This is a genomic window from Leclercia sp. LTM14, from assembly GCF_023736175.1.
Lineage (GTDB): Bacteria > Pseudomonadota > Gammaproteobacteria > Enterobacterales > Enterobacteriaceae > Enterobacter > Enterobacter barmai.
Window position 1 is genome coordinate 110,648 of the sequence record NZ_JAIKTT010000005.1, and the last position, 19,881, is coordinate 130,528.

General features: G+C 55.0%; 18 protein-coding genes and 1 other annotated feature. Of the genes, 10 read left to right on the plus strand and 8 right to left on the minus strand.

Features of this window, described 5'->3' with window-relative positions; translation table 11 throughout:
* The first annotated feature begins 56 nt into the window (after positions 1-56).
* A complete protein-coding gene (locus K5I40_RS12850) occupies positions 57-410 on the plus strand; it encodes a DUF1428 domain-containing protein (protein WP_039032401.1) in 354 nt (117 codons plus the stop codon).
* 32 nt (positions 411-442) lie between these two features.
* Here the strand turns inward: K5I40_RS12850 and K5I40_RS12855 are convergent, their stop codons facing one another.
* Positions 443-2,011, minus strand: a complete 1,569-nt coding sequence (locus K5I40_RS12855) for an EAL domain-containing protein (RefSeq protein WP_223074674.1) — start codon at positions 2,009-2,011, stop codon at positions 443-445.
* Between the two features lie 229 nt (positions 2,012-2,240).
* Here K5I40_RS12855 and ykgO point away from each other — a divergent pair, with 229 nt between their 5' ends.
* Positions 2,241-2,381, plus strand: a complete 141-nt coding sequence (ykgO, locus tag K5I40_RS12860; RefSeq protein WP_003859006.1) for a type B 50S ribosomal protein L36 — start codon at positions 2,241-2,243, stop codon at positions 2,379-2,381.
* 56 nt (positions 2,382-2,437) lie between these two features.
* Here the strand turns inward: ykgO and K5I40_RS12865 are convergent, their stop codons facing one another.
* From K5I40_RS12865 to acrA, 5 genes are all read right to left on the minus strand, one after another.
* On the minus strand, positions 2,438-2,902 hold the full coding sequence (locus tag K5I40_RS12865) for a YlaC family protein (protein ID WP_039032403.1): 465 nt from the start codon (positions 2,900-2,902) through the stop codon (positions 2,438-2,440).
* Positions 2,903-3,164: 262 nt separating this feature from the next.
* Positions 3,165-3,383: an HHA domain-containing protein gene (locus K5I40_RS12870; protein WP_032616864.1), complete on the minus strand. Its 219-nt coding sequence runs from the start codon at positions 3,381-3,383 to the stop codon at positions 3,165-3,167.
* 8 nt (positions 3,384-3,391) lie between these two features.
* A complete protein-coding gene (gene tomB, locus K5I40_RS12875; RefSeq protein WP_039032404.1) occupies positions 3,392-3,784 on the minus strand; it encodes an Hha toxicity modulator TomB in 393 nt (130 codons plus the stop codon).
* A gap of 467 nt (positions 3,785-4,251) precedes the next feature.
* Complete coding sequence (gene acrB / locus K5I40_RS12880; protein WP_039032405.1) at positions 4,252-7,392, minus strand: multidrug efflux RND transporter permease subunit AcrB; 3,141 nt, start codon at positions 7,390-7,392, stop codon at positions 4,252-4,254.
* Positions 7,393-7,414: 22 nt separating this feature from the next.
* Complete coding sequence (gene acrA, locus K5I40_RS12885) at positions 7,415-8,608, minus strand: multidrug efflux RND transporter periplasmic adaptor subunit AcrA (RefSeq protein ID WP_039032406.1); 1,194 nt, start codon at positions 8,606-8,608, stop codon at positions 7,415-7,417.
* Between the two features lie 142 nt (positions 8,609-8,750).
* Between acrA and acrR the strand changes: the two genes are divergently transcribed.
* A complete protein-coding gene (gene acrR, locus K5I40_RS12890; protein ID WP_039032407.1) occupies positions 8,751-9,404 on the plus strand; it encodes a multidrug efflux transporter transcriptional repressor AcrR in 654 nt (217 codons plus the stop codon).
* 110 nt (positions 9,405-9,514) lie between these two features.
* On the plus strand, positions 9,515-12,862 hold the full coding sequence (mscK, locus tag K5I40_RS12895; protein ID WP_039032408.1) for a mechanosensitive channel MscK: 3,348 nt from the start codon (positions 9,515-9,517) through the stop codon (positions 12,860-12,862).
* Positions 12,863-12,925: 63 nt separating this feature from the next.
* On the opposite strand, the gene rsmS is transcribed toward mscK, so the two are convergent.
* Positions 12,926-13,084 carry a pleiotropic regulatory protein RsmS gene (gene rsmS / locus K5I40_RS12900; RefSeq protein ID WP_223074675.1) on the minus strand — a complete coding sequence of 53 codons (159 nt, stop codon included), beginning with the start codon at positions 13,082-13,084 and terminating at the stop codon, positions 12,926-12,928.
* A gap of 12 nt (positions 13,085-13,096) precedes the next feature.
* Entirely contained in the window at positions 13,097-13,624 is a 528-nt protein-coding gene (gene priC / locus K5I40_RS12905) for a primosomal replication protein N'' (RefSeq protein ID WP_223074676.1), read from the minus strand.
* A gap of 50 nt (positions 13,625-13,674) precedes the next feature.
* On the opposite strand from priC, the gene K5I40_RS12910 reads away from it, so the two are divergent.
* The 6 genes from K5I40_RS12910 (at position 13,675) to htpG (ending at position 19,754) form a co-directional block, all read left to right on the plus strand.
* Complete coding sequence (locus K5I40_RS12910; RefSeq protein ID WP_223074677.1) at positions 13,675-14,052, plus strand: DUF454 family protein; 378 nt, start codon at positions 13,675-13,677, stop codon at positions 14,050-14,052.
* 152 nt (positions 14,053-14,204) lie between these two features.
* Positions 14,205-14,756, plus strand: coding sequence for an adenine phosphoribosyltransferase (apt, locus tag K5I40_RS12915; RefSeq protein ID WP_223074678.1), 552 nt, complete (start codon positions 14,205-14,207; stop codon positions 14,754-14,756).
* A gap of 89 nt (positions 14,757-14,845) precedes the next feature.
* Positions 14,846-16,777 (plus strand): DNA polymerase III subunit gamma/tau, encoded by a 1,932-nt coding sequence (gene dnaX, locus K5I40_RS12920; RefSeq protein WP_138369708.1) that lies wholly within the window; start codon positions 14,846-14,848, stop codon positions 16,775-16,777.
* Positions 16,107-16,171, plus strand: a sequence feature (DnaX frameshifting element). It overlaps the preceding gene by 65 nt.
* A 53-nt stretch (positions 16,778-16,830) precedes the next feature.
* Positions 16,831-17,163, plus strand: coding sequence for a YbaB/EbfC family nucleoid-associated protein (locus tag K5I40_RS12925; RefSeq protein ID WP_032616874.1), 333 nt, complete (start codon positions 16,831-16,833; stop codon positions 17,161-17,163).
* Complete coding sequence (recR, locus tag K5I40_RS12930; protein ID WP_039032412.1) at positions 17,163-17,768, plus strand: recombination mediator RecR; 606 nt, start codon at positions 17,163-17,165, stop codon at positions 17,766-17,768. The genes K5I40_RS12925 and recR overlap by 1 nt, the downstream gene beginning before the upstream one ends.
* A gap of 111 nt (positions 17,769-17,879) precedes the next feature.
* The gene (gene htpG, locus K5I40_RS12935; protein WP_223074679.1) at positions 17,880-19,754 is read left to right on the plus strand and encodes a molecular chaperone HtpG; all 1,875 of its coding nucleotides are present in this window, start codon (positions 17,880-17,882) and stop codon (positions 19,752-19,754) included.
* Positions 19,755-19,881 lie beyond the last annotated feature (127 nt).

Sequence of the window (19,881 nt, forward strand, 5' to 3'; positions counted from 1 at the left end):
TAATCGCTGATGCGGCCACAACGCGTGGCCGCACGTTCACTTCGGAGGTTTATCTGATGAAGTATGTCGATGGTTTTGTGGTTGCCGTTCCCGCGGGTAATAAGGAGGCTTATCGCGAGATGGCGGCGAAAGCCGCGCCTTTGTTTAAAGAGTTTGGCGCGCTTCGCATCGTAGAGTGTTGGGCAGATGACGTGCCTGACGGCAAATTAACCGACTTTCGCATGGCGGTGAAGGCGGAAGAGAACGAAGAAGTGGTTTTCAGCTGGATCGAATATCCTTCCAAAGCGGTTCGCGACGAGGCGAATCAGAAGATGATGAACGATCCCAGGATGAAAGAATTTGGCGAAGCCATGCCCTTTGACGGTAAACGGATGATTTATGGAGGCTTCTCGCCTCTGCTGGACGAATAAACCTGCCGCCCGGCGGCGCTCTCCGTCGGGCGCTAAGCGCGACTCTCCGGCTCGAGGTTAGTTTCCGCCCACTGAATAAATGCCTCTTTCGGCAGCGCTTTGCTGTAAAACCACCCCTGACCGTACTGCACGCCGTGGCTCCGTAACCATGCCAGCTGACCTTCGGTTTCAATTCCTTCTGCCACCATATCCAGGTTGAGCGATTTGGCCATCTCGATGATGTGCGAGGTGACGTTTTTGTACTCCAGCGCGTCGACAAAGGACTTATCTATTTTCAGCGTATCGACGTCCAGATCCTGGAGATAGCTGAGGCTGGAATAGCCCGTTCCGAAATCATCAATATAGACCGAGTGGCCTGCACGCCTGAACGCGGCAATGGCCGGAGCGCTGACGGCGGGATCGGCGAACCCGCGCTCGGTGAGCTCCAGCGCAATCTGTGAGGGGGGAAGTTGCCACTGATTCAGCAGGCGGCTCAGCAGCGGAAGCACCTTACCGGAGATCAAATCCTCCGGGGCAAGGTTAATCGAAATATGGTGGCCCGGATGCTGGCGCAGCCACTCGCCCATCTCCTCAAAAACTTTTTCGATGATAAGCGTGGTCAGCTGATTCGTCAGTCCCGTCTGCTCGGCCAGGGAGACAAAAATATCCGGCGACAGGTAGCTGCCGTCCGGTTGCGGCCAGCGTGCAAGCGCTTCCGCGCCGGTCAGCCTGCCGCTGTTTAACACCACAATCGGCTGGAAATGAACCTTAAACTCCCGGGCATTAATGGCATCCAGTAAACGGTACCGGGGCGACTGCAGGCGGCGCAACACGCGCAGGATAAACCAGGCCGTCAGCAGACTGATCAGGACGCCAAAAGGCAGCCAGAAAATAAGCTGGTGGTGCCAGCTCTCTTTTAGAGGTTTGAGGGAGGACCAGGTGACGATGGAAAACCCCAGGTCGGACACGTTATGGACGTTGTACATCGCGCCGTCATGCTGAAAATGGGTGCTGCCGCTGCGCCGCATCTCATTGAATACCTGAATATCCAGGTTATTACTGCTGGCAAAGATCACATTGCGCAGGGTGCCGATCAGGGCCACGTCGATCGGCCAGGAGCCTAAGGGGATCACATCGATCAGCGAGGCCGGGTCAACCAGCACGATATAGTGGTCATTGCCAATTGCAGCCATATAGCGATCGACGGCGAGGTCGTTGTGCGAGGTGATCCAGGCCCGATAGCCATCAGGCGTTACCCGCATTGCAGGCGGAAAGGGGGCGGCATGGCTCTCCTGTTCCAGTGAGGAGCAGCGCGGCTTGAGATCCTCAATGTAGATGACCTCCTGAATATATCGCCAGGAAAAAGAGGTGCGGCGCATGGCCAACGTGTGTTCGTAGCTGCAGGGGATCCCTTTAAACGACGCCATCTCAGTAAGCGCTGACTTTGCCTGGGTAATGACTTTGTCGGTTCGGATCTGCACCCGGGAAGAGTAGTTATTCAGATCGTCAACAAACCGCTGCTCCGCATTGCTATGCGCCAGCCATACGCTCAGACAAACAGGAACAAGCACTGAAATAATTAGCACGCAGGTAACCATGCTCACCAGCTGTCGGGTTGTCATGCTCCTGTTTCCTTTTTATAACGCGGGCCCGGGGCGTGCAAAACGATGACGTTAAAACGAAAAGTACTGTTGAAGTGTAGCGTTATAGCATGCGGCTGGCATTGATTTCATTCTGCAATTTAGGGGGCCAGGAAAACTCCGGCGGCCTGGCTTCCGGCGTGGGTTGTTTTCCGCTCGCCACTCGGATATGCTAATTGTTATGTTATAACAATTCATATTTGAGGTAAGCATGCAGGTTCTGAATTCATTGCGCAGTGCCAAACAACGTCATCCCGATTGTCAGATCGTCAAACGTAAAGGGCGGCTGTATGTGATATGCAAATCCAATCCGCGCTTTAAGGCGGTGCAGGGGCGGAAGAAGAGACGTTAAGCGGGTAAGGTGCCTGCCGCTGAAAGGTAAACTGTCGGCGGCAGGTCTAAACGGGATCAGGCAGGTGTGCGGGAGAGGGTAAAGACGTCGTAGAAAGAGAGCTCGCCCTTGGTGGCGATCATCTTCTGCAGTTTCTCTTTTTGCTGTAACTCGACGTTGGGCGAGTGCAGAATGTTTTCGATCAGCTGTCCAGGCACAAAGCGTGTGTTGTACCACTCCCCGTTGTAGCAAACGCGAAAATCCAGTACATCAATATCTTCATAGCGATAGCGTGGATTAACGTCGAAGAAGAAGAAGGCGTTAAAGACGATGAACAACACCACCAGCAACCAGACGGAACCGATCAGGGTTTCCGATTGCAGCATCACCACCAGCGTCGCCAGCCACGCCGCATACATGGCGACAAACAGACCAGGATGTTTGCGAATAAAGCTGATGCTGAAACGCGGTTTGTTGTCACGCTTTTCGCGAACATTGAGATCGTCAATGGTTTCGGTAAGCAGGCGTTGTATCTCGGTCATCTTCTGCCCTTTGTGAATTCAACTCAATACGAAGGATCCGTATATTTTAAGTGACCACAATGTTTGTGGAAAGTAACAGTTAGACTAAGAAAAATCATAACAGTTACCTGAAAAGGGCGGGTGAGATGAAGTGACCAGTCTGTTCCCTACAACGCAAAATTCCCTGGACGATAGCATGAGCCTAACCGGATGAAGAGCTGCCAGTAACGCAAATTTGAAGCGCCGGAGAGTCGCGCAACACCTCTGGCATCTGTAAACAGAATCAGCGTACAAACTTCCATACTGCGGTAGGAATTTTATCATACAGCTTATTCATCGTCAGTTCGGCCAGGCGATGGTCGGCCGCAGAATAGAATACTGCCAGTTCATTATCAGAAAGCTCGTATTTATTTTTTTCAATCACGCGCTCAAGGGTGTCAATTGACTGACAACGTCGCAGACGCATCAAATAATCAGTCTTGGTTAATGGTTTATCAGACATAAATTCACCTAATTGTTTGTAATAGTTTTAACCGGAGAAGCTAACGGATTAGCTCTGCTTGCCGTAACAAAACAACGAAAAAGCCGATTGCCCGATTTACGCCATTTTTGCAAATCCTGTGCGTTAATGCCGTAGCTGCTGAATAACATAAAAGTGTCATCCAGGTATTCGTCAATTTGCTCAATCAACTTATTATCTTCGTTATACTTAATTTTATAATTAAGGGCGAAGGTAGCAATATGTTCAATCAACTCGTTTAACTGCAAATTAATGGCAGAAGTAGGGTCATTTACCCAGCCATGATTGCTCTCATCGAGATTGGTCAGGCAGTCATGGTACAGGGATTCACAAAGGAATTTCAACTGTGCAATATCTTGCCTTTTGGGCGAGTATTCGTCCATAGCGCATCCCCTTTTTGAGTGATTCTTTACTCACCGAACATCGCTGTCGGGAAGGGTACAACTGGCTTAGCGTCAACGGCTACTGTTATGCCTCTTGCTTTAACTATAATCTACTCTAATCAGGATTTCACCGCGCTATTACGAAAAATTACAATTACGCAGCGCTTTACCGTCTTTGACCTTCACTATGTTATATATTTTTTTCTCCTGACACCGAACTTTACTTATCACCACATGTGATTTCTCAAGCCCGTTTAAAATCAAAAAACACCAGGAATACTCTTAATACCTAAGAAGCAACGCATGAAATTGAGAATTTCTGTAAAAGAACCAGGCTAAATATGATATGTGGTTTAAGCGTTACATTAAATATATAAACCCTCAATAAGCTAATTTTATGATTTTCAATTGCTAAAAAAAAGGCCGCATATGCGGCCTTTTTAACGGTTAAACCCGAATCTGTGTCATCACACCGGGTGATTGTGTTCCACATCATCGCTCTTACGGCTAAAACGACGACGTACAACCACGAAGAACACCGGAACGAAGAAGATCGCCAGGACGGTCGCGGTCACCATCCCACCCATTACGCCGGTACCTACGGCGTTCTGCGCACCGGAACCTGCACCCGAGCTAATAACCAGCGGCATAACGCCGAGGATAAAGGCGAGGGAGGTCATCAGAATCGGACGCAGACGCATACGGACTGCTTCCAGCGTTGCTTCAATCAGGCCTTTGCCTTCTTTATCCATCAGATCTTTGGCGAATTCGACGATTAATATCGCGTTCTTCGCCGACAAGCCAATGGTTGTCAGCAGGCCCACCTGGAAGTACACGTCATTACCCAGCCCGCGGAACGTCGCTGCCAGCAGGGCACCAATGACCCCCAGCGGTACAACCAGCATAACCGAGAACGGAATCGACCAGCTCTCGTACAGCGCCGCCAGACACAGGAACACCACAATCAGCGAGATGGCATACAGGGCAGGGGCCTGGTTACCGGACAGACGTTCCTGATAGGACATCCCCGTCCAGTCGTAGCCAATACCCGCAGGCAGTTTACCCGCCAGCTCTTCCATCAGGTTCATGGCTTCACCGGTACTTCTGCCCGGTGCCGCCTGGCCCAGGATCTCCATGGATGGCAGACCGTTGTAACGTTCCAGACGCGGTGAACCGTATTCCCAGCGAGAAGTAGAGAAGGCTGAGAACGGCACCATCTGCCCGTTGCTGCCGCGCACATACCAGTTATTGATATCGCTTGGCAACATACGGTATTGCGCTTCAGACATTACGTACACCTTCTTCACACGACCACGGTCGATGAAGTCGTTGACGTAGCTCCCGCCCCAGGCTGCGCCCAGTGTGGTGTTGATGTCGCTGATAGAGACGCCCAGCGCCTGTGCTTTTTCCTGATCGATATCCACTTTGAACTGCGGGGTATCTTCCAGGCCGTTTGGACGAACGCCAACCAGCAGGTCAGGGTGCTTGGCCACTTCGCCGAACAGCTGGTTACGCGCCTGAGTCAGTTTTTCATGGCCCAAACCACCCTGGTCGATAAGCTGGAAGTCAAAGCCGGTCGCCGTACCCAACTCAACAATCGCTGGCAGGTTAAAGGCGAAGACCATCGCATCTTTAATCTGCGAGAAGGTGCCCATGGCGCGACCGGTAATGGCTTCTACCTTATTCTCGTCACCCGGACGATCAGCCCAGTCTTTCAATGAGACGAAGGCAATACCGGTGTTCTGACCACGACCTGCAAAGCCAAAGCCGTTAACCGCAAACACCGATTCAACGTTGGCTTTCTCTTTATTGAGGTAATAATCAGTGACTTCATCCAGCACTTTCTGGGTACGCTCTTGCGATGCACCCGCCGGGAGCTGGGCCATCGTCAGGAACACGCCCTGGTCTTCATCCGGCAGGAAGGAGCTTGGCAGACGAACGAACAGGTAGGCCATGCCGACCACGATGATGATATAGAGCAGCAGGTAACGACCGGTGCTGCGCAGGATATTGCCTATGCTGTCGGTGTAGTGGTGCGTGCTCTTATCGAACATGCGGTTAAACCAGCCGAAGAAGCCTTTTTTGTTTTCTCCGTGATCGCCTTTAGCCACCGGTTTCAGCATGGTGGCGCACAGCGCAGGGGTCAGGATCAGAGCGACCAGTACCGACAGGGCCATCGCGGAAACGATGGTGATCGAGAACTGGCGATAAATCGCACCGGTAGAACCACCGAAGAAGGCCATCGGGATAAATACCGCCGACAGAACCATAGCGATACCGACCAGCGCGCCCTGAATCTGACCCATGGATTTACGGGTCGCTTCTTTCGGCGGCAGTCCCTCTTCGGACATCACACGCTCGACGTTTTCGACCACCACGATGGCGTCATCCACGAGCAGGCCGATGGCCAGCACCATCCCGAACATCGTCAGGGTGTTTATCGAGAAGCCGAAGGCCGCCAGGATAGCAAAGGTCCCGAGCAGAACCACCGGTACGGCGATGGTTGGAATCAGCGTCGCACGGAAGTTTTGCAGGAACAGATACATCACCAGGAATACCAGGATGATCGCTTCTACCAGCGTTTTCACTACTTCGTGGATAGAGATTTTAACGAACGGCGTGGTGTCATACGGGTAAACGATCTTCAGGCCTGACGGGAAGAAAGGTTCCATTTTCTTCAGTTCAGCACGGATCGCGGTCGCCGTATCAAGGGCGTTAGCACCGGTCGCCAGTTTAATACCCAGACCGGATGCCGGCTGGCCGTTAAACTTGGCGATAACGTCGTAGTTCTCACCACCCAGTTCCACCTTCGCAACGTCGCGCAGGCGAACCTGTGAACCGTCCGGATTCACCTTCAGCAGAATCTTACTGAACTCATCTGCGGAGGTCAGTCGGGTCTGTGCGATGATAGAGGCGTTCAGCTGCTGGCCTTTCACCGGCGGCGTACCGCCTAACTGACCGGCTGCAACCTGGGCGTTCTGCGCTTTAATGGCGGTGATCACGTCCACTGGCGTCAGCTGGAAGTTGTTCAGCTTGTTCGGGTCCATCCAGATACGCATCGCGTACTGAGAACCGAACAGCTGTACGTCACCCACACCAGAAGTACGGCTGATGGCGTCCTTCATGTTGGCGCCCACGTAGTCGGAAATATCCTCCTGCGTCATGGTGCCGTTGGTGTTGATAACGCCGACAACCATCAGGAAGCTACTGGAGGATTTCTCCACGCTCACACCCTGCTGTTGTACTTCCTGCGGCAGTAACGGCATCGCCAGCTGCAGTTTGTTCTGCACCTGTACCTGGGCGATGTCCGCATCCGTACCGGATTCGAAGGTCAGCGTGATCTGCACCGTACCGGTGGAGTCACTGTTGGAGGACATGTACATCAGGTTATCGATACCGTTCATGTTCTGTTCGATAACCTGCGTCACGGTGTCCTGCACCGTTTTCGCATCAGCCCCTGGGTAGGTTGCGGCGATTGAAATTGCTGGCGGCGCAATGGTTGGATATTGCGCGACAGGCAGCTTCAGGATCGCGAGTCCCCCGGCTAGCATGATGATTATGGCGATCACCCACGCGAAAATGGGGCGATCGATAAAGAAATTAGGCATGTCTTAACGGCTCCTGTTTAAGTTAAGACTTAGGTTGTTCTGACTGACCGCCTGCTGAGGCTTGTTGTTGATTGTCAGACGTGACCTCTTGCGCTTTTACCTTGGCGCCTGGGCGAACTTTTTGTAATCCGGTAATAATGACGCGATCGCCATCTTTCAGACCGTCGGTCACCAGCCATTTATCACCAATGGCCTGGGTTGCCGTGATCTGACGAACTTCGACTTTGTCTTCAGCGCCAATCACCATCGCACTGGCATCGCCGCGCGGTGTGCGGGTCACGCCCTGCTGTGGAACCAGCAGTGCGGTTGGGTTGGTCCCTTCTTCCAGGCTGGCGCGGACGAACATGCCCGGTAACAGCGTATGGTTCGGGTTCGGGAAAATTGCGCGCAGGGTGATGGAACCGGTGGTCTGATCGACCGTGACGTCAGAGAACTCAAGGCTGCCGGCCTCAGGGAACTTAATGCCGTCACTGGTAACCAGTTCAACTTTCGCTTTGCCGTTTTCCTGCTTCAGCGTGCCGTTCTCCAGCTCCTGTTTCAGGCGCAGGAAATCATTGCTCGACTGGGTAACATCGACATAGATCGGGTCGAGCTGCTGCACGGTTGCCAGCGCGTTAGTCTGGCCGTTCTGCACCAGCGCACCTTCAGTCACGGACGATTTACCAATGCGGCCGCTGATAGGCGAGGTCACTTTGGTATAGGCCAGGTTAATGCGTGCGGTTTCAACTGCGGCTTTTGCCGCGATGACGGCAGCGTTAGCCTGCTGTGCGTCAGCCTGGGCGCTATCGTATTCCTGTTGGCTGATGTACTGAGTACCCAGCAGTTTCTGATAACGGCTGACCGTCAATTGGGCAATTTTTGCTGCAGCCTGCGCTTTGGCCAGATCGCCTTTCGCGCTTTCGTAATTAGCCTGGTAGGTCGCGGGATCAATCTGATACAGAGAATCACCCGCTTTAACATCACCCCCTTCCGTAAAATTACGTTTCAGGATGATGCCACTCACCTGTGGACGCACTTCCGCAATGCGGTAAGCACTGGTACGGCCGGGTAATTCAGTTTTGATCTGGAGAGGTTCGGTTTTGAGCGTCACGACGCCAACTTCTGGCACCTGCTGAGCTCCTTGTTGAGCCTGTTTCTCGTCACATCCTGTAAGCGCTAAGCTGCCTGAGAGCATCAGAACGATCGCCAGAGGCGTTAACCCTCTGTTTTTGTTCATATGTAAACCTCGAGTTTCCGATTTCAAATTGATCAATGGATCACGCGTCCACAAACCCATTGCTGCGTTTATATTATCGTCGTGCTATGGTACATACATTCATAAATGTATGTAAATCTGACTCCTGTAAATTCACCTGCGCATGGCACGAAAAACCAAACAACAAGCACTTGCAACACGCCAACACATCCTTGATGTCGCTTTACGCTTGTTTTCGCAACAGGGGGTTTCATCTACCTCTCTGGCACAGATAGCTCAGGCGGCTGGGGTAACCCGGGGAGCGATTTACTGGCATTTCAAAAATAAGTCAGATTTATTTGGTGAAATTTGGGAGTTGTCAGAGTCCAGTATTGGGGATCTCGAGACTGAGTATCGGGCAAAATTCCCTGACGATCCACTCTCAGTTTTAAGAGAGATTCTGGTTTATATTCTTGAGGCGACAGTTATTGAAGAGCGACGCCGTCTTATGATGGAGATCATCTTCCATAAATGTGAATTCGTTGGGGAAATGGCGATCGTGCAACAGGCGCAGCGCAGCCTCTGCCTGGCCAGTTACGACCGTATTGAACAGACGCTGACTCACTGTATCAAAGCGAAAATGCTACCCGCCAATCTGCTGACCCGTCGCGCCGCTATTCTGATGCGCAGCTATATTTCCGGACTGATGGAAAACTGGCTCTTTGCGCCGCAGTCTTTTGATCTGCAACGTGAAGCCCGTGATTACGTCGCCATTCTGCTGGAAATGTACCAGCTCTGCCCTACGCTCCGCGCCCAGCCTGAGCCCCTGCAGGCCTGACTCCCAGGAATTATCCGGGAGCCAACAGTTCACGCTATTTTGCTTTCAACCGCCGTGATATTCTTCACGCCGGTCAATTGGGTCATTCATCACACAAATTACACACTACTATGTCGCACTACACACGCAAACAGCATCCTGTTTTTGCCTTTATTCTGGTTTTCTTTCTCGCCTTTCTGGCTTCGCCGGTTGCATTTGCGCGTGGTGATAACACCAGCGACATGCCAACCCGCGCCGATGTCCAGAGTCAGCTCGATGCCCTGAGCAAACAAAAAGAGCTTACTCCGCAGGATAAGCTGGTGCAGAAGGATCTGACGGAAACTCTGGAAACCATCGATAAGATCGAGCGGGTCAAGGCCGAAACCACACAATTACGTCAGAAGGTGGCGCAGGCGCCAGAAGCGATGCGCAAGGCGACAGAGAGCCTGAACGCGCTGGGCGATATCGATAATGATGACGAAACCCGCAAGACGCTGGCGACTCTGTCATTGCGCCAGCTGGAACTGCGCGTGTCGCAGCTGCTGGACGACTTACAAACTGCCCAGAGCGATCTCGCCACCTACAACAGCCAGCTGGTCTCCCTGCAAACTCAGCCGGAGCGCGTGCAGAATGCGATGTATACCGCGTCTCAGGAGCTGCAGCAGATCCGCAATCGCCTGAATGGCACCTCCGCGGGAGAGGCTGCGTTACGCCCCACCCAGCAGACGCTACTCCTGACGCAGCAGCTTTTGCTGAATGCCCAGATCGAGCAGCAGCGTAAGAGCCTGGAAGGCAACACCGTGCTGCAGGATACCCTGCAAAAACAGCGCGACTATGTCACCGCCAACATCAACCGTCTGGAGCACCAGCTGCAGCTGCTGCAGGAGGCGGTGAACAGCAAACGGCTGACCCTGACCGAGAAAACTGCCCAGGAAGCTGTCAACCCGGACGAAACCGCCCGTATCCAGGAAAATCCGCTGGTAAAGCAGGAGCTGGATATCAACCATCAGCTCAGCCAGCGTTTGATCAAAGCGACCGAAAACGGCAACTCGCTGGTTCAGCAGAATATCAAAGTGAAAAACTGGCTGGATCGCGCCCTGCAGTCGGAACGCAATATTAAAGAGCAGATTGCCGTCCTGAAAGGCAGCCTGCTGCTGTCGCGTATTCTTTATCAGCAACAGCAGACCTTGCCTTCCGCCGATGAGCTGGAAGACATGACCAACCGCATTGCGGATCTGCGTCTGGAGCAGTTTGAGGTCAACCAGCAGCGCGACGCCCTGTTCCAGAGCGATGCCTTCGTCGCCAAACTGGAAGAAGGCCACAGCAGCGACGTCAATGACGAAGTTCATGATGCCCTGCTGCAGGTGGTGGATATGCGCCGCGAACTGCTGGATCAGATGAACAAACAGCTGGGCAATCAGCTGATGATGGCCATTAACCTGCAGATCAACCAGCAGCAGCTGGTGAGCGTCTCTAAAAGCCTGCAGGAGATCCTTACCCAGCAAATCTTCTGGGTAAACAGCAACAAACCGATGGACTGGGACTGGATCAAATCCTTCCCGGGCATGCTTAAAGATCAGATTAAGGCGATGAAAATCACCGTTAACTGGGAAAAAGCAGGCCCTGCGGTGGCCTTTGCTTTCCTGGCGGGCCTGCCGCTATTACTGATTGCCGGTTTAATTCGCTGGCGTCTCGGCTGGCTGAAAAAATACCAGGCGAAGCTGGCACAGGAAGTGGGGCAGCTGCGTAATGACAGCCAGCTTCACACCCCGAAAGCGATTCTTATCGATCTGATCCGCGCTCTGCCGGTCTGTCTGCTGATCCTCGCCGCCGGACTGATCCTGCTGACCATGCAGCTCAATATCAGCGATCTGCTGTGGGCTTTCAGCAAAAAGCTGGCCCTCTTCTGGCTGGTCTTTGGCCTGTGCTGGAAGGTGCTGGAGAAAGACGGCGTGGCGGTGAGTCACTTTAATATGCCTGCGCAGCTGACCAGCCACTGGCGCCGCCAGATTGTGCGCGTCAGTCTGGCGCTGTTGCCGCTGCACTTCTGGTCCGTGGTGGCGGAACTCTCCCCGCTGCATCTGATGGATGATGTGCTGGGGCAGTTTGTTATCCTGCTTAACCTGCTGCTGATCAGCGTGCTGATGTGGCCGATGTGCCGTGACAGCTGGCGCGACAAAGAGTCGCACACAATCCGTCTGGTGACGGTCACCGTGCTCTCTATTATTCCCGTCGCGCTGATGGTGCTGACGGCAACCGGCTACTTCTATACCACCCTGCGTCTGTCAGGGCGCTGGATTGAAACCGTCTATCTGGTGATCTTCTGGAACCTGCTCTACCAGACCGTGCTGCGCGGGCTGAGCGTTGCAGCTCGTCGAATTGCCTATCGCCGTGCCCTGGCGCGTCGACAGAATATGGTGAAAGAGGGGGCCGAAGGCGCCGAGCCGCAGGAAGAGCCGACCATCGCTCTGGAGCAGGTAAACCAGCAGACGCTGCGTATCACCATGCTGGTGATGATTGCCCTGTTCGGCGTGATGTTCTGGGCGATCTGGTCTGATTTAATCACCGTCTTTGCTTATCTCGACAGCATTACGCTGTGGCACTACAACGGCACCGAAGCGGGTGCGGCGGTGGTGAAAAACGTCACCATGGGCAGCCTGCTGTTTGCGCTGGTCTCGTCGGTGGTGGCCTGGGCCTTGATCCGCAACTTGCCAGGCCTGCTGGAAGTGCTGGTGCTCTCGCGCCTGAACATGCGCCAGGGTGCCTCCTACGCCATTACCACCATCCTGAACTACGTGATTCTGGTGGCGGGTGCCATGACGGTCTTCGGGTCGCTCGGGGTGTCGTGGGATAAACTGCAGTGGCTGGCGGCGGCGCTGTCGGTCGGTCTTGGTTTTGGTTTGCAGGAGATCTTCGGTAACTTCGTCTCGGGTCTGATCATCCTGTTCGAACGTCCGGTGCGTATCGGCGATACCGTCACCATCGGCACCTTCTCGGGTACCGTCAGCAAGATCCGTATTCGTGCCACCACCATCACCGACTTCGATCGCAAAGAGGTGATCATCCCGAACAAAGCGTTCGTGACTGAGCGACTGATCAACTGGTCGCTCTCGGACACCATCACCCGCGTGGTGATCCGCCTCGGTGTGGCCTACGGCTCCGATCTGGACGCGGTGAAAAAAGTACTGCTGAAAGCGGCGATGGATCATCCGAAAGTGATGCACGATCCGGAGCCATCAGTATTCTTCACCACCTTCGGACCAAGCACTCTGGATCATGAACTGCGTCTGTACGTACGTGAACTGCGTGACCGCAGCTACACCGTAGATGAGCTGAACCGCACCATCGAACGCCTGTGCCGCGAGAACAACATCAATATTGCGTTCAACCAGCTTGAAGTGCATCTGCGCAATGAGAAGGGCGACGAGCATACTGAAGTGAAACGTGACATTAAGGGTGACGATCCGACTCCAGCGTAACGTTACCCCTCACCCTAACCCTCTCCCCAAAGGGGCGAGGGAATGGTTTGCTCCCTCTCCCTTTCAGGGAGAGGGCAGGGGTGAGGGTCTTTTTCCTTCGAAATCCCGCTTCACAATTTCCAGCGCCTTCAGCACCGTCTCGGTCGGGATGGCGCTATCCTCCAGCAACATAATCAGGTCGACGGCCAGCTTGACTTCATCGGGGGCGTTTTCCAGTGACACACACTACTCCTGTTAACGGGTCAGACGCGCGATAACGCGTTCAATATCATCCAGTGCCTTGCGGCAGCGTTCAAGCCGCCCCTCCAGCGCGGTAATTTCGCGCATCAGCATCTGCTGCTCTTCCAGCGTTTCGGCCTGGTTCAGCCGGGACTCGCGTTCATTTTTCATCTCGCATAGCCGACGTTCAAACTCCTGGTGCTCCAGGCGTTTGCGCTGCCATTTTGTGGTGCCCGCAGAGGCACCGTCCCAGAGGCGTAGCGGCCAGGCGGCTATCTCCCGGTGCAGGGCGGCGATCTGTTCCGCCAGATGAGCGGCCAGCCAGGCGACCTGCTCAGCCTGCGCGTTATCCACGGCGTGACGCAGCTCGTCCAGATGGTGCTGGGCTTCATCGAGATAATCTTTCATTACGGTGCTGCGGGTGCGGAACAGCTGCCGGTCAAAACGCGGCTTCAGGGTGGCGTGCTGCATCAACGGGGCGGCCTGCTCGCGCAGGGTCGTCAGTTGATTTTGCAACGTCTGTAAAAGCAAGGCTGTTTTCAATCCGCACTCCAGTGGTACAGTAGCCGTTCAGTTTGATAACGATTCGCATTATGCAGCGTACTATTCTAATCATCATTGGCTGGCTTGCGGTAGTGCTCGGCACGCTGGGCGTTGTTTTACCTCTTTTACCCACCACGCCCTTTATATTGCTGGCGGCGTGGTGCTTTGCCCGTTCTTCGCCGCGTTTTCACCACTGGCTGCTCTACCGCTCCTGGTTTGGCGGCTACCTGCGCCACTGGCAACAGCACCGTGCCATGCCGCCCGGCGCTAAGCCACGGGCCGTTGCGGTGATCCTTGTGACCTTCGCCTTTTCATTATGGATGGTAAAAATGATGTGGGTGCGGATCCTGCTGCTGGCAATCCTCGCCTGCCTGCTGATTTTCATGTGGCGGATCCCCGTCGTTGATGAAAAGCAACAAAAGCAATAATCATGAGTATGGCTGTTGCAATTCTTGCGCGCAGCCAGTAAATTCGACCGTTTTCGAGCACGGGCAGAGCTGGTCAAAGGTTAAACAATTGTTACTTTGACCGACCATTCATCCGCTCCGTGAGTAACACCGTTTTCATCAGGCATCCATTTATGACCGCAACTGCGCAGCAGCTTGAATTTCTTAAAAACAGCATCAAAAGCATCCAGGATTATCCGAAGCCTGGCATTCTTTTCCGTGATGTCACCAGCTTGCTGGAAGACCCGAAAGCGTATGCTCTCAGCATTGAACTGCTGGTTGAGCGCTATAAAAACGCCGGGATCACCAAAGTTGTAGGCACCGAAGCCCGTGGCTTCCTGTTTGGCGCGCCGGTTGCGCTGGCAATGGGCGTGGGTTTTGTGCCGGTACGTAAACCGCGCAAACTGCCTCGCGAAACCATCGCTGAGAGCTACGATCTGGAATACGGCACCGACCAGCTTGAAATCCACGTTGATGCGATCAAGCCTGGCGATAAAGTGCTGGTGGTTGACGATCTGCTGGCAACCGGCGGCACCATTGAAGCCACCGTGAAGCTGATCCGTCGTCTGGGTGGTGAAGTGACCGATGCGGCCTTCATCATCAACCTGTTCGATCTGGGCGGCGAACAGCGCCTCGAAAAACAGGGCATCACCAGCTACAGCCTCGTGCCTTTCCCGGGACATTAATCCTCCCGCCCGCAACCTCGCCCAACGGGTGAGGTTGTGTTAGCATTACCCCCCTGAATATCCACCTTCCAGCGTTGCAGAGCCTGCCCATGAGTTATCAGGTGTTAGCCCGAAAATGGCGACCCCAAACCTTTGCTGACGTTGTCGGCCAGGAACATGTGCTGACCGCCCTGGCGAACAGCTTATCGCTAGGACGTATCCATCACGCCTGGCTTTTTTCCGGTACCCGTGGCGTCGGTAAAACCTCTATTGCCCGTTTGCTGGCGAAAGGTCTTAACTGCGAAAGCGGCATCACCGCCACGCCGTGTGGCGTCTGCGATAACTGCCGTGAAATCGAGCAGGGGCGCTTTGTCGATCTGATTGAGATCGATGCCGCCTCGCGCACCAAAGTCGAAGATACCCGCGATCTGCTGGATAACGTCCAGTACGCTCCGGCGCGTGGCCGCTTCAAGGTCTATCTGATCGATGAAGTGCACATGCTCTCGCGCCACAGCTTTAACGCCCTGCTGAAAACGCTGGAAGAGCCGCCCGCACACGTTAAGTTCCTGCTGGCGACCACCGATCCGCAAAAGCTGCCGGTCACTATCTTATCCCGCTGCCTGCAGTTCCACCTGAAGGCGCTGGACGTTACGCAGATCCGCGATCGGCTCGAATACATTCTCAACGAAGAGCAGGTTGCGCATGAGCCGCGTGCGCTGCAGCTGCTGGCGCGTGCTGCCGATGGCAGCCTGCGCGATGCCCTCAGCCTCACCGATCAGGCGATTGCCAGCGGTGAAGGCAAGCTGACGACCCAGGCGGTGAGCACCATGCTCGGCACGCTGGATGACGATCAGGCCTTGTCGCTGATTGAAGCGGTGGTTGAGGCCAACGGCGAGCGGGTGATGGAGCTGGTGAACGCCTCTGCGTCACGCGGCGTCGAGTGGGAAGCCCTGCTGGTTGAAATGCTCAGCCTGCTGCACCGCATTGCGATGGTGCAACTCTCCCCGGCGGCGCTGGGCCCGGATATGGCGGCCATTGAACAGCGGATGCGCGAGCTGGCGCGTACCATTCCGCCAACGGACGTACAGCTCTACTATCAAACCCTGTTAATTGGCCGTAAGGAACTGCCGTTCGCGCCCGACAGACGTATGGGGGTTGAGATGACCCTGCTGCGCGCGCTGGCGTTCCATCCGCGCATGCCGCTGCCAGAACCTGAGGTGCAGCCGCAGTCGTTCGCTCCGGTGGCGCCTACGGCAGTGCTCACGCCGCCGCAGGTGCCCACGCAGCAGAGTGCGCCACCGCCGCGACAGGACGTGCCGCTGTCGGATGCCACCAGTTCGGTGCTTGCTGCCCGTAGCCAGCTACAGCGTGCTCAGGGAGCAACCAAACCAAAAAAGAGTGAACCGGCAGCGCCTGCAAGAGCGCGGCCGGTAAATAACGCCGCGCTTGAACGTCTGGCTTCGGTCACGGATCGCGTCCAGTCGCGTTCGGCAACGGTCACCTCTGAGCCAAAGGCGCCGGTTAAGCAAGAGGCGTATCGCTGGAAAGCGACCACCGTCACCGAAGAGGTGAAGGTGGAGGTTGCCACGCCGAAGGCGCTGAAAAAGGCGCTGGAGCACGAGAAAACGCCGGAGCTCTCCGCCAAACTCGCCGAGGAGTCGCTTGAGCGCGATCCCTGGGCGGCAGAGGTCAGCAAACTCAAGCTGCCGAAACTGGTGGAGCAGGTCGCGCTCAACGCCTGGCGCGAGCAGGAGGGCAACCGTATCTGTCTGCATCTGCGTCCGGGCCAGCGTCACCTGAATTCGGCGAGCGCGCAGCAGGTGCTGACTGAGGCGCTCTCCACATTACAGGGTGCGCCGGTTGAATTGACCATCATTGAAGATGATAATCCGGCGGTGCGAACGCCGCTGGAGTGGCGTCAGGCCATTTATGAAGAGAAACTCGCGCAGGCGCGTGAGTCGATTATCGCGGATAATAACATTCAGACCCTGCAGCGTTACTTCGATGCAGACCTGGATGAAGAGAGTATTCGACCCATTTGATCGTGAGTCTGACTTACGGTTGTTATCTTTAACGTGAAAGAAGAGAGAAGCCTATGTTTGGTGGTAAAGGCGGTCTGGGTGGTCTGATGAAGCAGGCCCAGCAGATGCAGGAAAAAATGCAGAAGATGCAGGAAGAGATCGCGCAGATGGAAGTCACTGGCGAATCTGGCGCAGGTCTGGTCAAAGTGACCATCAACGGCGCACATAACTGCCGTCGCGTGGAGATCGACCCAAGCCTGCTCGAAGACGACAAAGATATGCTGGAAGATCTGGTCGCCGCTGCATTTAACGATGCTGCGCGCCGTATCGACGAAACTCAGAAAGAAAAAATGGCCTCTGTATCCTCCGGAATGCAGCTGCCACCGGGCTTTAAGATGCCGTTCTGATGCAAACCAGTCCGCTGCTTACGCAGTTAATGGAAGCGCTGCGCTGCCTGCCGGGCGTCGGCCCGAAGTCGGCGCAGCGTATGGCGTTTACCCTGCTGCAACGCGATCGCAGCGGCGGAATGCGCCTGGCGCAGGCTCTGACCCGCGCCATGTCGGAAATTGGTCACTGTGCCGATTGCCGCACCTTTACCGAGCAGGACGTGTGTAACATCTGCGCCAACCCGCGTCGTCAGGAAAACGGTCAGATTTGCGTGGTGGAGAGTCCTGCGGACATTTACGCCATCGAACAGACCGGGCAATTTTCTGGCCGCTACTTTGTGCTGATGGGCCACCTTTCACCCCTGGACGGTATTGGTCCGGATGATATCGGCCTGGACCGCCTGGAACAGCGCCTGAAATCGGAAACGATCTCTGAGGTGATCCTCGCCACCAACCCAACGGTGGAAGGGGAGGCGACAGCCAACTATATCGCCGAGCTGTGTGCGGAGTCGGGCGTCGACGCCAGCCGTATCGCCCACGGTGTACCGGTTGGTGGTGAGCTGGAGATGGTGGACGGCACCACGCTCTCGCACTCTCTGGCAGGTCGTCACAAGATTATTTTCTGACCAAACGGAGGCTGCAGCCGTGGCCTCCGCTTGAAAACATATCCGCTTATCCCCATCTCTCCCTCAACGCTTTTAAACCCCATTAAATGGCATTGTTGAGGTCGACTTAGTATGAAAGGACAAGAAACCCGTGGTTTCCAGTCAGAAGTAAAACAACTTCTGCACCTGATGATCCATTCTCTTTATTCCAATAAAGAAATTTTCCTGCGCGAGCTTATCTCTAACGCCTCTGATGCGGCAGACAAGCTGCGTTTTCGTGCGCTCTCGAAGCCAGAGCTGTATGAAGGTGACGGCGAGCTGCGCGTGCGCGTCTCGTTTGATAAAGAGAACCGCACCCTGACTATCGCGGATAACGGCATCGGCATGACCCGCGATGAAGCCATCGACCATCTTGGCACCATCGCCAAATCCGGCACCAAAGCCTTCCTGCAGTCGATGGGCTCCGATCAGGCGAAAGACAGCCAGCTGATTGGCCAGTTCGGCGTGGGCTTCTACTCCGCCTTCATCGTGGCGGATAAAGTCACCGTGCGTACCCGTGCGGCAGGCGAAAGCGCTGAAAGCGGCGTGTTCTGGGAATCACACGGCGAAGGTGAATACACCGTTGCCGACATCACCAAAGCCGATCGCGGGACCGAAATCACCCTGCACCTGCGCGAAGGGGAAGATGATTTCCTCAACGACTGGCGCGTACGCTCCATCATCAGCAAATATTCCGACCATATCGCGCTGCCGGTAGAGATCGAAAAACAGGAAGAGCAGGACGGCGAAACCGTTATCTCCTGGGAGAAGATCAACAAGGCGCAGGCGCTGTGGACGCGCAACAAGTCTGAAATCAAAGACGAAGAGTACACCGAGTTCTACAAGCACATCGCCCACGACTTTACCGATCCGCTGACCTGGAGCCACAACCGCGTGGAAGGTAAGCAGGAGTACACCAGCCTGCTGTACATCCCGGCGCAGGCCCCGTGGGATATGTGGAACCGCGATCACAAGCACGGCCTGAAGCTGTACGTGCAGCGCGTGTTCATCATGGACGAAGCCGAGCAGTTCATGCCGAACTACCTGCGCTTTGTGCGTGGCCTGATTGACTCAAACGATCTGCCGCTGAACGTCTCCCGTGAGATCCTTCAGGACAGCACCGTGACCCGCAATCTGCGCACCGCGCTGAGCAAGCGTGCGCTGCAGATGCTGGACAAGCTGGCGAAAGATGACGCGGAAAAATACCAGACCTTCTGGAAACAGTTCGGCCTGGTGCTGAAAGAGGGCCCGGCGGAAGACACCTCCAACGTCGAAGCCATTGCTAAGCTGCTGCGCTTCGCCTCTACTCATACCGACTCTTCCGAACAGACCGTGTCGCTGGAAGAGTACATCTCCCGCATGAAAGAAGGGCAGGAGAAGATCTACTACATCACCGCCGACAGCTATGCCGCGGCGAAGAGCAGCCCGCACCTGGAGCTGCTGCGTAAGAAAGGCATCGAAGTGCTGCTGCTTTCCGATCGCATCGATGAGTGGATGATGAACTACCTGACCGAGTTCAGCGGCAAAGCGTTCCAGTCCGTTGCCAAAGCCGATGAGTCTATCGACAAGCTGGCGGATGAGGTGGACGAAACCGCGAAAGAGGCGGAGAAGGCGCTGGAGCCGTTCGTTGAGCGCGTGAAAACCCATCTGGGCGATCGCGTGAAAGAGGTGCGTTTCACCCACCGTCTGACCGATACCCCGGCCATCGTCACCACCGAAGCCGACGAGATGAGCACTCAAATGGCGAAGCTGTTCGCCGCTGCGGGCCAGAGCGTACCGGAAGTGAAGTACATCTTTGAACTGAACCCGGATCACGCCCTGGTGAAACGTGCGGCCGAGACCCAGGACGAAGCGCGCTTCGCCGAGTGGGTTGAACTGCTGCTGGATCAGTCCCTGCTGGCCGAACGCGGCACGCTGGAAGATCCAAACCAGTTCATCAAGCGCGTGAATGCGTTGCTGCTGAGCTAATACAACTACCCCTCACCCCAGCCCTCTCCCCAAAGGGGAGAGGGTGTAATAGTTCCCTCTCCCCTCTGGGGAGAGGGTCAGGGTGAGGGGAGCCGTTACCGCACCCTCTAATAAATTCCCCTCATTA